9 protein-coding genes and 1 riboswitch are annotated in these 12581 nt (G+C 53.3%); of the genes, 8 read left to right on the top strand and 1 reads right to left on the bottom strand.

The features are described from left to right. Nucleotides 1–13: 13 nt before the first annotated feature. The 7 genes from L1047_RS03215 (at nucleotide 14) to mraY (ending at nucleotide 8763) form a co-directional block, all read left to right on the top strand. Nucleotides 14–553, top strand: coding sequence for a formylmethanofuran dehydrogenase subunit E family protein (locus L1047_RS03215; protein ID WP_328286056.1), 540 nt, complete (start codon nucleotides 14–16; stop codon nucleotides 551–553). A gap of 40 nt (nucleotides 554–593) precedes the next feature. Next, nucleotides 594–745, top strand: a riboswitch (cobalamin riboswitch). A 41-nt stretch (nucleotides 746–786) separates the two neighbouring features. Continuing rightward, nucleotides 787–2745, top strand: coding sequence for a TonB-dependent receptor plug domain-containing protein (locus L1047_RS03210; RefSeq protein ID WP_235277325.1), 1959 nt, complete (start codon nucleotides 787–789; stop codon nucleotides 2743–2745). 71 nt (nucleotides 2746–2816) lie between these two features. After that, on the top strand, nucleotides 2817–3227 hold the full coding sequence (locus tag L1047_RS03205; RefSeq protein WP_235277324.1) for a DUF1636 domain-containing protein: 411 nt from the start codon (nucleotides 2817–2819) through the stop codon (nucleotides 3225–3227). Between the two features lie 31 nt (nucleotides 3228–3258). Further along, complete coding sequence (locus tag L1047_RS03200; protein ID WP_235277323.1) at nucleotides 3259–3771, top strand: DUF7676 family protein; 513 nt, start codon at nucleotides 3259–3261, stop codon at nucleotides 3769–3771. Nucleotides 3772–3800: 29 nt separating this feature from the next. Further along, the gene (locus L1047_RS03195; protein ID WP_235277321.1) at nucleotides 3801–4397 is read left to right on the top strand and encodes a hypothetical protein; all 597 of its coding nucleotides are present in this window, start codon (nucleotides 3801–3803) and stop codon (nucleotides 4395–4397) included. Nucleotides 4398–5076: 679 nt separating this feature from the next. After that, entirely contained in the window at nucleotides 5077–7458 is a 2382-nt protein-coding gene (locus tag L1047_RS03190) for a phosphoketolase family protein (protein WP_235278844.1), read from the top strand. Nucleotides 7459–7740: 282 nt separating this feature from the next. Further along, nucleotides 7741–8763, top strand: a complete 1023-nt coding sequence (gene mraY / locus L1047_RS03185; protein WP_328286055.1) for a phospho-N-acetylmuramoyl-pentapeptide-transferase — start codon at nucleotides 7741–7743, stop codon at nucleotides 8761–8763. Nucleotides 8764–8819: 56 nt separating this feature from the next. Here mraY and L1047_RS03180 read toward each other — a convergent pair whose 3' ends face one another. Further along, nucleotides 8820–10034: an aminotransferase class V-fold PLP-dependent enzyme gene (locus L1047_RS03180; protein ID WP_235277318.1), complete on the bottom strand. Its 1215-nt coding sequence runs from the start codon at nucleotides 10032–10034 to the stop codon at nucleotides 8820–8822. A gap of 140 nt (nucleotides 10035–10174) precedes the next feature. Here L1047_RS03180 and L1047_RS03175 point away from each other — a divergent pair, with 140 nt between their 5' ends. Beyond that, nucleotides 10175–12571: a M48 family metalloprotease gene (locus tag L1047_RS03175; protein WP_235277316.1), complete on the top strand. Its 2397-nt coding sequence runs from the start codon at nucleotides 10175–10177 to the stop codon at nucleotides 12569–12571. Nucleotides 12572–12581: the final 10 nt, after the last annotated feature.

Here is a 12581-nt window from a genome sequence, read left to right as displayed (position 1 = left end):
TACCTGGAGGCCAATTATTTGTTCTGGCACATCCTCACGGGGGCCCCATTCCAACTTTGCAGGAGCAGCCTTCTTTCTCGCTGTCAGCAACAGCAGAGCGGGTAACAGATATTCATGGGGGAGAGAGCGGGTAACAGATATTCATGGGGGAGCGGGGCCTTGGGCTGTCGCTGGCTATCGCATGGGACTGAGAGCTCTGAAAGAACTGGATTTGCTTAGCCCTACCCCTCACACTTCTGTAAATCGCTTTGCGGTGGAGGTGATTCACAAGTCACCCAAGGAGATCCAGTTTACTTCTATAGTAGATGGTCTTCACGCCGGAACCGGTGCCAGTTTAGGAAAAATGAATCTGAAGCTGGTGGAGGTGGGATCCGTTACAGAAATGGTTAGTCTAGTTATTCATCGGGAGAGTGGCAAGCAGGTGGAATTTCGCGTGCTGGGCACCTTTTTGGAAGAGTATCGAGATTTGCCGCGAGAAGAGTTGTTAGCAGCAGGGCAACGGGTTTTGAGGCTAGCGGATGAGGAGATTTTTGAGGTGACTGTTACGCCTTAGTCCCCCCAGGGTGGATAGGAATCCTCTAGGTTTGGAGGTATAGTGCAAGTCTACCGCTAGGTCACTGTGGGGATCAGCCACGGTGAGTGAGGGGGAAAGTCCGGTGTAAATCCGGCGCTGTGCCGCAACTGTGATGAGTTAGGTGTCTGCTTAGCTCTCAGTCAGGATGCCCGCCTACGGTCTTTGCTCGTGTCCTTGATGTTCCGCGTTGCACGGAAAAGGGAGCCTTGACTGTGAATAAAGTTTTTTTTCTCAGCCTTGGGCTGGGAGGTTTGGTTATTGGGATTCCGGTGTGGGGGCAAGCACTGGATCCAGAAGAGGTTTTGGAGACTGGTATCAGTGCTGAGATTCTCAACCAGACGGTGACTAGTCCCTTTCGTCGCCCGGGGTTATTGCGGGATTCTTCTCGGCCTGTATATGTCATCACCCGCCAGCAGATCCAGGAGCAGGGAGCTAGAACTGCTCAGGAAGCTCTGCGTTATTTGCCGGGGATCCTCAGCGATGGTACTGCCGGGACTCAATTGGGAGCACTCAGCTCTCAATTCATGCGCGGGGGGCGCACGGCTCAGGTATTGGTGCTGTTGGATGGTCGGCCCATCAACGATTTGGGCTTTTTGGGCGGGTTTGATCTGTCCCAGATCAGCAGCGATGTCATCGAGCAAATTGAGGTTGCACCAGGGGGTGGATCCACCCTGTACGGTTCCGATGCCATCGGCGGGGTGATCAACATCGTGACGGTAACTCCCACATCCGAGTCAGAGACCCTGCTGGAAACGGCTGTTGGCAGCTATGGCCTCAATGAGCAAGGGATCCAGCATCGCGGCCAAGCAGAGAATCTGGGCTGGGTGATCAGCTATCGCCGCCTAGAGGGTGCTAATGATTTTCCCTTTGAAATTGCTCGGTTGGAGCAATCCGGAATCCGAGAAAACTCAGCAGTAGAGTACAACAATCTCCAGACTAAGCTCACCTGGCAAGTCAGTGAAAATCACAGTTTCAGCTTGAATGGATTATATCTAAATAAGCAATTTCAAGTCCCTGGCAGTATCAACTTCCCTTCACCTGATGCGGTTCAAGACACCCATGATGTGTTGTTGGATCTAGATTGGCTTTGGGATCAGGGAGATGGATCCCTACGGGCTAGAGTCTTTTTTGACGATCTCAACTATCAGTTTAGCTCTCCCGAAACCCAGGGATCCCGTGATGTTATTGCCAGAACCGGCTGGGGATCCCAGGTGCAATACGATTGGCAAGCAAGTGATACCCTCCGATGGGTAGTGGGAGCCGACTACCGCTCCATTGCGGGACGCAATACCACGTTTTCATTTACTGAGGGATCCACCAATGTCAACTACAACAACAGGGTCAATCAGCAGGCACTGTTTGCTCGCTTGGACTACGATTCAGCATCCAATTTGAATCTCAACCTAGGGATCCGTCAGGATTTTAATAGTTTGGTGAATGGCTCAGCCACCTCTCCGGCCATCGGGATCCGTTGGTCTGTGGGGGATGGCACCACCCTCCGAGCTAACTATGCCAGCAGCTTTCGTACCCCCTTGATTTCAGAATTGTTCTTTCGGTTGCGGGGTTTTTTTGAAGTGAATGGCAATCCTAGCTTGCGACCAGAACGGGGGGAGAGTTTTGATATTGGACTTGATCAGACTTTGGGAGATATTGGTCTTCTTCGTCTAACTTTTTCTCAAAATCGAATCCGAGATGGCATTACATTTGTCAGCACAAGTGAAACGTCAGGATCCTACGAAAACATCGGTTTAGTGGAATATACCGGCTTGGAAGCCGCCTTGGATCTACGTTTCGATTCAAATTGGAGAGCTTTTGTCAACTATACTCTCAATAATCCCAGGATTCGTGAGGCTCTAAACTCAGCCACACTAGGTAAGGAGCTGGCTTTTGTCGGGGCGGATAGTTTCAACTTGGGGCTAACTTATCATTCCTTCGAGGGTTGGCATGGATCCCTGTTGCTACATCAAGTTGGTAACTTTTTTACCAACAATAACAATAGTGAATCTCTCCCTGGTTATACCCTTCTTTCCCTCAAAGGAGGGATCCCCATCTCAGATACTTTAATCCTAGAAATGGGAGTAGATAACCTCCTGGATCAACAGTACGAAGTATTCCCAGGTTATCCCGGTGTTGGCCGTACCCTGAGAGTTAATCTGCGGGGTCAATTTTAGTGGTGCATTTTTACTATCAACGCTTAGGAAGGATCCCAGCTTTCTTACATCCTTTACAACCCAAACCTACCATGACCCAGATCCTTCAAGATCCTCAAGCTCAAGTTCAATCTCAACCCAGCCTCACCCATTACCTTTGGGTCTGCACCACCTGTGGATCCCAGTGGGTGAATGGCAAAAGAGAGGGAGTCAGTCAAGGAGAGATTCTTCTCGAAAAATTGCGATCCCAACCCCTGAATCCCCAACTCAAGCTCAAACCCGTAGCCTGCATGAGTGGATGTAGTCATGCCTGTGTGATTGGGCTGGCTGCCCTCACAAAGACCACCTATATTTTTGGAGATTTGGATCCAGAAAAAGATGTCGATTCAATCCTCAAAACTGCAGAGTTGTATCTCACCAAGTCCGATGGGATCCTGCCCTGGGCTGAACGTCCTCTTAAAAAAGGTGTGATTGCTCGGATCCCACCGATTGAGATTGAATAGTCCTTCAAATTGAGCTAACTGGAGAACAGTGATGGCTGCCTTTAGTCCTTGGGTTACCCCAATTTACCAATCCTGGCAGGATCTTTCTCCTACGGGCTGGATCCTGAGCTATGAAGGGATCTCTACCCACATCGACTGCTTAGGGCCATTGCTGTACAGCCTCTTTCAGGAGCACTGGGCACAGGTGCAATTGGGACACGTTGTCGAGGGAGGTGTGCTGGAACTTGCCTTTAAAGATCCTCCCTCTTTATGCGTGCTCTATGATGGCTATTTGACGGTTGCCACTGAAACTTGGCATTTGCATTTATGCTTAGAAGAACACTTAGGCGGCCCCTACAATAAAACCTCGTCTGGGCTACGTAAGCAACGGTTGGTGAGCCGAGCTGCCCTTTATCAACGGCTTAATCCTGAGGGCAAACCCCGTATGTGGGGGATCCAAGTCCAGTGGTCTTCTATTCTGGGAACCGTACCTGGTACACACGAGTCACCCCTCAAGTTGCCGAGCAAATTGTGCAAAGCCATCTGGTTCATCATTGTCCCCTAAAGTCTCATCTTTTTCCAGGAGAATAAACGATGACCAGCTTACAATCATCCACCTCGTTTGTTTTGCAAAAACCTGCTTGGCTCCCAGCCCACGTTTGGATCCAAACCTGTCAGCAAATGGCTCAAGGTTACTTCTGGGCAAGCCTACTCACCACCATTGGCTGCTTGGGTAATATCACCTACACGTGCACCTTACCTTTTGTAACTATTGGAATCCTGACAGGAACAACTCTGACCCGTTCAAAAGCCATAGTAAGCACTTTGATGATCTGGTTTTCCAATCAAATCTTCGGTTATCTGCTTCACAATTATCCTCGCACACCGGATTCTTTTGCCTGGGGTATTGTTCTAGGAATTAGTACACTGAGCGTTACTCTTATGGCTAGCTATCGACCTCTTTTTAAGCCAGATCAATTGCGGATGAATTATATCTGGATCCCCTTGATGCTATTGTTGGGTTTCTTGGGATTTCAAACTATGATTTTCTTGGCAGGATTATTCTTAGGCGGCACTCATGGCTTAACATTGCCAGTCTTGGGCAAAATCTGGCTAGATAACTGGATTTGGACGGGATTGTGGATCGGTATTCATTCTTTATGGGTGTGGTTGAAAATAAGGAGCATCTAAAATTAGAATGACCTGCGACAAAAAGACCTGCGACAAAAAGTGTGAACAGCGTAACGATACAAACCTGTATACTATTTGTGTCGGATTCTATGGATAATAGAGGATGATAGAAATTCCAAAGGTATGTAGCAGGAAATTGATAGACAGGGTGAGATATTCCTCTTCTGTCAAATTGGGAGAAAGGCTTGATTTCTCGTAGGCTGAAATGACACAAACTCATCAAATTCCCGAAAGTGATGAAAGAGAAATATAGCCCTTTCAGGAGTTTCCTGTGATGATGGCTGGAGTTGTGTCCTTGGCCGAGTAACGGATAGGTAAGATTGGCTGTGCTAGATGACTAGAGAAAGGGCTGTACACGGGAGAGTCCGTGGAGGAGAGAACATTAGAGAAAGAGAACATTGGCTTGGCTAAGGCTTGGCTAAGTATGAACCGGCGGTTGAGTCGAGATAATGAGCCACTGGGAATAATTACGGAAGCCTGGGTCTATCTGGGCATGGTGAGATTGATGCTCAGGCGGCTGGCTTGAATTTCTCATCCATCCTCTAGGGATCCCAATTGGCATGATCCCAGCGGCAGTTCCCTTGCGGGCTAAATCCCAATTCAAAAGAGATCACAAGATCCCCGCAGAATTCATGAAACCTGAACCACCATGAGGGTATAGATACCTATGGGTCTGGTTATGGTTCTGGCAGAACAGCTCTCAACAAAACCCCTTAGCGCTGACCAACTGCAGAAAATCGATGCCTACTGGCGGGCCGCCAACTACTTGTCCGTTGGGCAAATCTATCTAATGAAAAACCCTCTGTTGCGGGAACCCCTGAAGCTCGAGCACATCAAACCCCGTCTTTTGGGGCATTGGGGCACCACACCAGGATTGAACTTCATTTATGTCCACCTGAACCGCATCATCAAACGGGATAACCTCAACATCCTTTACATCACTGGCCCTGGCCATGGTGGTCCCGGCTTGGTGGCCAATACCTACCTCGAGGGCACCTACAGCGAGGTGTACCCGAATATCGGCCAAGACACAGAAGGGATCCAAAAGCTCTTCAAGCAGTTCTCCTTCCCTGGCGGGATCCCGAGTCATGTGGCCCCGGAAACCCCTGGCTCCATCCACGAAGGAGGCGAATTGGGCTATGCTCTCTCCCATGCCTTTGGAGCTGCTTTCGATAACCCCGACTTGCTGGTGGCCTGCGTAGTGGGGGATGGCGAAGCGGAAACCGGCCCCCTGGCCACCTCTTGGCATTCCAACAAGTTTCTCAACCCGATCCACGATGGGGCGGTGCTGCCGATTTTGCACCTAAACGGCTACAAGATCGCCAATCCCACCGTTTTGGCCCGTCTCAGCCATGAGGAATTGCAAAGCCTGTTTGTGGGCTATGGCTACAAGCCCTACTTTGTGGAAGGCTCCGAGCCGGCGGAAATGCACCAGCTGATGGCTGCCACCCTGGATACCGTCATCCATGAAATCCAGGAAATCCAGCATAACGCCCGCAGCAAAGGGGATCCCACTCGTCCCCAGTGGCCAATGATTATCCTGAGAACCCCCAAAGGGTGGACAGGTCCCAAAGAAGTAGATGGCCAAAAAACCGAAGACTACTGGCGCTCTCACCAAGTACCCTTCTCGGAAATGGCCTCCAAGCCCGAGCATGTGCAACTGCTAGAAAGCTGGATGCGCAGCTACAAACCGGAAGAACTCTTCGATGAAAAGGGTCGCCTGATCCCCGAGTTGCAAGAACTGGCTCCTCAAGGGGAAAAGCGCATGGGGGCACTACCCTACGCCAACGGTGGCCTGCTGACGCGGGATCTGAAAATGCCGGATTTCCGCCGCTATGGAGTACCTGTGCCTCACCCCGGCACCACCGAGGCGGAAGCCACCCGTGTCATGGGACAATTTTTGCGGGATGTGATGAAGATCAACCAGGATCAGCGTAACTTCCGCATCTTTGGCCCGGACGAAACCGCCTCCAACCGCTGGAATGCGGTGTTTGAAGCCAGTGACCGCACCTGGGTGGCAGAAACCTACGACTACGACGATCACCTTTCCCCCGATGGGCGGGTGATGGAGATTCTCAGTGAGCATACCTGCCAGGGTTGGCTGGAGGGCTACCTCTTAACGGGGCGGCATGGATTCTTCTCCTGTTACGAAGCTTTTATCCATCTGGTAGACTCCATGTTCAACCAGCACGCCAAATGGCTGAAAACCACTCGTCATATTCCCTGGCGGCGGCCAATCCCCTCTTTGAACTACCTGCTCACCTCCCATGTGTGGCGGCAGGATCACAACGGGTTTAGCCATCAGGATCCCGGCTTTTTGGATCATGTGATCAACAAAAAAGCCGATGTGATTCGCGTCTACTTGCCCCCGGATGCCAACACCCTGCTCTCGGTTACGGATCACTGTCTGCGCAGTCGCCACTACGTGAATGTGGTGGTGGCGGGCAAACAGCCGGCCCTGCAATACCTAGATATGGATGCAGCCATCAAGCACTGCACCCAAGGTCTGGGCATTTGGGAATGGGCCAGCAATGACCAGGGATCCGAGCCGGATGTGGTTATGGCTTGCTGTGGCGATGTGCCGACGATGGAAACCTTGGCGGCGGTGGACTTTTTGCGACAGCACCTACCGGATATCAAGATTCGGGTGGTGAATGTGGTGAACTTGATGAAGTTGCAGCCCCCTGGCGAACACCCCCACAGCATTAGCGATGTGGATTACGCCAGCATCTTCACCCCCGATAAGCCGATTGTGTTCGCCTTCCACGGCTATCCTTGGTTAATTCACCGCCTCACGTACCGCCGTCCCAACCACAACAACCTACACGTGCGCGGCTACAAGGAGGAAGGTACGACCACCACACCTTTTGATATGTGTGTCCTCAACGAGGTAGATCGCTTTAGCTTGGCAGATGATGTGTTGGATCGGGTGGAGCGCTTCAAGTACGAGCGGGCTCACATCAAGCAGATCATCCATAACAAGTTCGTCGAGCACAAACACTATATCCAGGAGCACGGGGAGGATCTACCGGAGGTGCGCAATTGGAAATGGCCCTATTGAGGGGTGCACTCTAAGGGATCCTTCACAACCGACGTTCGCATCTGAGCCTCTGGCGAGATAGAGTTTTTCTGGGCTCTCCCGCCGGAGTTTTTGGGGGGCTGTTGGGGTGTGTTGGAGGCTATGGCTGTGAAGGATCCTGTACCTGTCTCTGGGCCTGATTTGTCCGATCCCCTCACGGATCCCTCTGCTGATCCCGTGGGTGTCAGCGAGACGGAGTCCTGGTCTACCCCAGAGTCTGTGGGGCCAGTGGAGCCGCCTGGGGGATCGGCTGCGGGGGGGGGAATGCTGCTCTCCTTGGGGTTGGGCTTGGCGCTCACGGGCCTGTTGGTCGGAGTACGTCTGTGGGTGCTCGTCCCCTTTGGGGCGAGTGTCTTGGCCTCTGGTGTGCTGGGATCCCTGTTGATCCCCTGGTTGCGGCGGTGGAAAGCGGGGCAGGTGATTCGCCAGGAAGGACCCCAATCTCACCTGAAAAAGGCGGGCACACCAACGATGGGGGGGATCAGCTTTCTACCTGTGGGGCTACTGGTGGCCTGGGGGTGGACGGGTTGGGATCCCCAGGTGCTGGCGATTGGAGTACTCACTTTGGCCTCTGGGTTTGTCGGTTGGCTGGATGATTGGCAGGTGATCCGGCAGCAATCCAACAAGGGGTTATCCCCCCAACAAAAGCTGTTTTTGCAGTTGGGGATCGCGGCGCTGTTTTGTGGCTATTTGGCCTGGCAAGGAATCCCGACTGGGCTAACGTTGCCGGGGCTGGGTACCCTCTCTTTGGGTGGGCTGTTTTGGCCGTTGGCAGTGTTTGTGCTGGTGGGAACCAACAATGCCGTGAACCTGACGGATGGCATGGATGGCTTGGCGGCAGGGGTAGTGGCTATCCTGCTGTTTGGATTGGGGCTGATCCACAGGGATCCGGAGTTATCGGTGCTGGCCTTTGGGTTGAGCGGAGCCTGTCTGGGGTTTTTGGCCCACAATCACCACAAGGCGCGGGTATTTATGGGCGATACCGGATCTCTGGGTTTGGGAGGAGCGCTAGCGGGTTTGGCCCTGCTGGGAGATCAACTGTGGGCCTTGGCCTTGATGGGCGGGGTACTGGTGGTAGAGGCGCTGTCGGTGATCCTGCAGGTGAGCTACTTTAAGTACACCAAACGCAAAACGGGTGAAGGCAAACGTTTGCTGCGCATGTCTCCGTTGCACCATCATCTGGAACTGGGGGGTTGGTCGGAGGTACGGGTGGTGGGATTCCTGTACGGGATGACGGCACTGTTGGTGGGGCTGGGCTGGGCCTGGTGGCACTGGGCCGGAGTTTGAGATACAGCCTTTTCCGACTTCACAGAGGTTCTAAGGTTTTCTGACTTTGCACCACGTTACACCGCAAAACCATCGGGCAGCCGTTCCAATGCCAGTGCCAACTGTTCATACTCCGCCAAATAGTTGTAGAGCTGAGCAGAGATGCGAACCCAAAGCTGCCCTCCGAAGGGGATGATCGGGACTTCGATGTGGTGCGTGTGCCAAAGGTAATCGTGCAACTGGCGGGCCCGGATCGACAAAAGCTGCTCCGGCATCCATTGCTGCCAAACCGGCGGCAAAGGAAGGGTGGCCATAAAACCCAACATGTCCTCTGGAACAGGCGGGATCTCCTGGAGACGATCTAGAAGCAACTGCCGCGCCTGCTTCATCAGAGTGTGATTGTGCTGCCGTATCCGCTCAACCCCCAACTCCTGAATGAACTGTAATGCCGCCGAGATCGCCAGCCAAGCGCTGGGATCCCGTGTACCCACCCAATCGAATTCGGCTGTGAACCCTTGCCCATACCCGTGAGAGATCACCGTCGGGTGGGTTTGGGCCTGTTGATGAGGAGCCACCCACAAAAAAGCACAGCCTTTCGGGGCAAACAACCACTTATGGGCATTGCCGGTATACCAATCGGCCCCCAGGTTTTCCAGCTTTAGAGGGAGGATCCCTGGGGCATGGGCACCATCCACCAAAACAGGGATCCCGCGCTCCCGACAGAGGCTGATCAGCTCAGGTAATGGGTAAATCAGGGCTGTGGGTGATGTGATGTGATCCAAGATCGCCAAACGAGTTTGTGGACTGAGGATCGCCTCGAAGGCTGCAATGACCTGTTCCGGGCCCGCAATCGGAAAGGGGATCTGCGCCTCAACCGGAAGGGATCCCGTTCTGCCACACACCCACCGAATCGTTTGCTGTACCGCTCCATAGCCCTGGTTGGCAAAAGCGATCTCATCCCCCGGCTGAAAAGAGAGGGAGCGCAAGACAGCATTCACCCCGCTGGTGGCATTTTCCACAAACACCAGATTTTCAGGTTCAGCCCCGACAAAATGGGCCAACTCTGCTGCTGCCCTCCGCAAAGCTTGGGGGAGTTCCTCTCCCATAAACCGTACCGGTTGAGCCTCAAGGCGTTCTCGCCAAGCACTCTGAGCTTGCAACACCCTTTTTGGGGCTGCACCGTAGGAGCCGTGATTCAAAAAAATTGCCTGCGGCTCCAACCCCCACAGAGAACGAATAGCACTACCAAATCCGAAAGAATCAAATCCCATACTGTTAGAGGAGAAAGGCATCGTTCACCCAATAGGGCCGCAGAGGTGTACAGGTCGTCTGTGATCTGGGAGGGATCCCACTTGCAAGGGGAAATGTCACAATAGCCACTGTAAAGGCCGATGGTGGCGAATGGCTGCTCTTTTAGACTTGGGAGATGGCTATGAACGAGCTGCAGATCACTCAGTGGCTAGAACAAGCGCTACAAAACCCACACCTGAAACTCCAGGTCAAAACCCAGCCGATTCGGGACAGTGAATCAGAGGCCTACGCCGTGGTGGTGATGATCAATCGTCCTGCTGATCTCATCCTCGACTACGAAGAACTCACCTCCTGGTTCCAAATCACGGTCTCTACGCACTATCCACAGGTCAAAAGGTTAGCCCTCTACAGTCGCCCGATCGGCCAACACGCCGCCGACTGGAAAACTCAGGTCAAGCTCCAACAGCCCCCCGCCCCGGATCCCGTAGCTGTGAAGGTGGAGCCTGACGAGCCTCTAGATCTAAGCCGCTTTTGCTTTACTGACAATCGATTGCTCCTCACCACCGATTTGCCCAAGCCGCCGGGTTTGCTCTGTCAGGCCATCCTGGCTTTTCACCGCCTCACTGCCGAACAGAAGCGCGAGATCTTGCCCCTGCTGCCCACGCTGTTTGAGAACCCCACCTCGGTCTCGACGGTGATGCTGTCTGTGGAGGCAGCTTTGTGGCTAGAACCTCTGAAAACCCTAAATCAGCACCAACTGCGCCTATTGAGCATTTGGCTAAGCCGATACTGCTTTAACCCCAGCACCACCCTGACGGAATTGGAATCTGTGCCGCCTACTCCCAACCGTACTACAGGACAGTTGAAACGCAGCCATCGTGCCCCTCAGATGGGGATCTCGCTCACCTTAGCCAGTTTTGCCGGTAACCTCACAGCGGCCTCAGCAGTGACGGTGGGCCTGTTGTTGGGGATGGTGTTTGTGCTTTCACTGGCAATAATTGCCAGTTTGGAGGGTGGCTTCTCCTTTGCCTATCTCATCTTCGCCATCCTGATCACGCTTGCTTTTAATGGGCTGATCTTCTTTTTGTCACCCTTTTTGATGGACTTAACCCAGGGCTGGCTTTATGGCACCGAATGGGTGAGCCTAGCCGAGATCAAACGGCGTAGCCCAGAAGCGGTGGAGGTGATCGAACGGGTATGTCAAAAACACAAGCTGAAGCAACCGAAGTTGGGGCTGATCCGCGACCAAAACCCCACTGCCTTCACCTACGGCAGCTTGCCGGACACCGCCCGCATCGTCGTTAGCGAAGGGCTGTTCACCTATTTGGAAGATGAAGAAGTGGCGACGGTGTACGCCCACGAGCTGGGGCACGTGATCCACTGGGACTTTGCCGTCATGACCTTGGCTTCCACGCTGGTGCAAATCACCTACTTGATCTATAGCTATGTGCGCGATGTACGGGAGAACAGCAAAGCGGCCAAAAATATCCGCTCCCTCGCCTTCATTGCCTATATCTTTTACGTGGCCGGATCCTACCTGTTGCTTTACCTCTCGCGGGTACGAGAATACTTCGCCGATCACTTTGCTGCTGAAGTGACGGGAAATCCCAATGCGCTTTCTCGGGCTTTGGTGAAGATCGCCTATGGCATTGTGGAGGAAGGGGAACGGGAACAGGATGAGGAAGCCCTCCAGCGCAGTTCGCGCCTCCTGGAAGGTACCCGTGCCCTAGGCATTTACGATGCCAAGGCTGCTACAACGGCCGGCACCGCCTATCGGGTGACTGCGGATCCCGGGCAGGTGGGCAAGGTGTTTTTGTGGGATCTGTTTAACCCCTGGGCTTGGTGGATGGAGTTGAATTCTACCCATCCCCTAACGGGCAAACGGGTTCGCGCCTTGGGTACCTACGCCGAACAACTGGATTTGCCGGTGGAATTTGATATGGCCACGGTGGCGGCGCAGGGCAAACATCTGAACCGTCAACAGCTTTACGGGGGCTTTGTACTGGATGTGGTGTTGCTGAATGCTGTTTGGTTGGGGATGATTTTGGGGACACTGCTGGGGATCCCGGCGTTGATGGCGGATCGCTTCGGCATTTTCGTGGGGCTAATTGTTATGGGAGGCAGTGTAGGGCAGTTGCTGAAAATGACGGTGATGTACCCCAGCCTCAATAATCCTCCGGCATTGAATGTGTTGAAGGCAATGAGCAACCCCTATGCCAGCCCCTTGCGCGGTTTGCCGATGCAACTGAAAGGACAGGTGATCGGGCGAGGCGATGCTGGCTATCGGTTTGGCTCAGATCTGAAGTTTCAGGATGAGTCAGGGATGATCTTCTTGCGCTATGCCTCTCGCTTTGGGCCTCTGGGCAACTTCCTATTTGGGGCCAATCAGGTGCAGGGGTTGATCGGTGAGCAGGGATCCGCCGTGGGTTGGTTCCGGCGTGGCGTGGCTTCCTGGATGGATCTGGCCCGCTTCCAAAACCACCAAGGCCAGGTTGTGACCAGTCATCATCCCTTCTGGCAGTTGGTGTGGGGTGTGATTGGGGGGGTGGTTGCTGTTGGGTTGATGGTGCTGCTTTAAGGGTTCCGCC

It is taken from the genome of Synechococcus sp. Nb3U1, from assembly GCF_021533835.1.
GTDB lineage: Bacteria > Cyanobacteriota > Cyanobacteriia > Thermostichales > Thermostichaceae > Thermostichus.
This window is presented reverse-complemented; position numbering and strand designations above follow the sequence as displayed.

Excerpts from the sequence above, each read along its gene's own strand:
- L1047_RS03195 (WP_235277321.1), top strand. The coding sequence starts at position 3,801 with ATGACCAGCTTACAATCATCCACCTCGTTTGTTTTGCAAAAACCTGCT.
- L1047_RS03175 (WP_235277316.1), top strand. The coding sequence starts at position 10,175 with ATGAACGAGCTGCAGATCACTCAGTGGCTAGAACAAGCGCTACAAAAC.
- mraY (WP_328286055.1), top strand. The coding sequence starts at position 7,741 with ATGCTGCTCTCCTTGGGGTTGGGCTTGGCGCTCACGGGCCTGTTGGTC.
- L1047_RS03180 (WP_235277318.1), bottom strand. The coding sequence starts at position 10,034 with ATGCCTTTCTCCTCTAACAGTATGGGATTTGATTCTTTCGGATTTGGT.
- L1047_RS03205 (WP_235277324.1), top strand. The coding sequence starts at position 2,817 with ATGACCCAGATCCTTCAAGATCCTCAAGCTCAAGTTCAATCTCAACCC.
- L1047_RS03190 (WP_235278844.1), top strand. The coding sequence starts at position 5,077 with ATGGTTCTGGCAGAACAGCTCTCAACAAAACCCCTTAGCGCTGACCAA.
- L1047_RS03200 (WP_235277323.1), top strand. The coding sequence starts at position 3,259 with ATGGCTGCCTTTAGTCCTTGGGTTACCCCAATTTACCAATCCTGGCAG.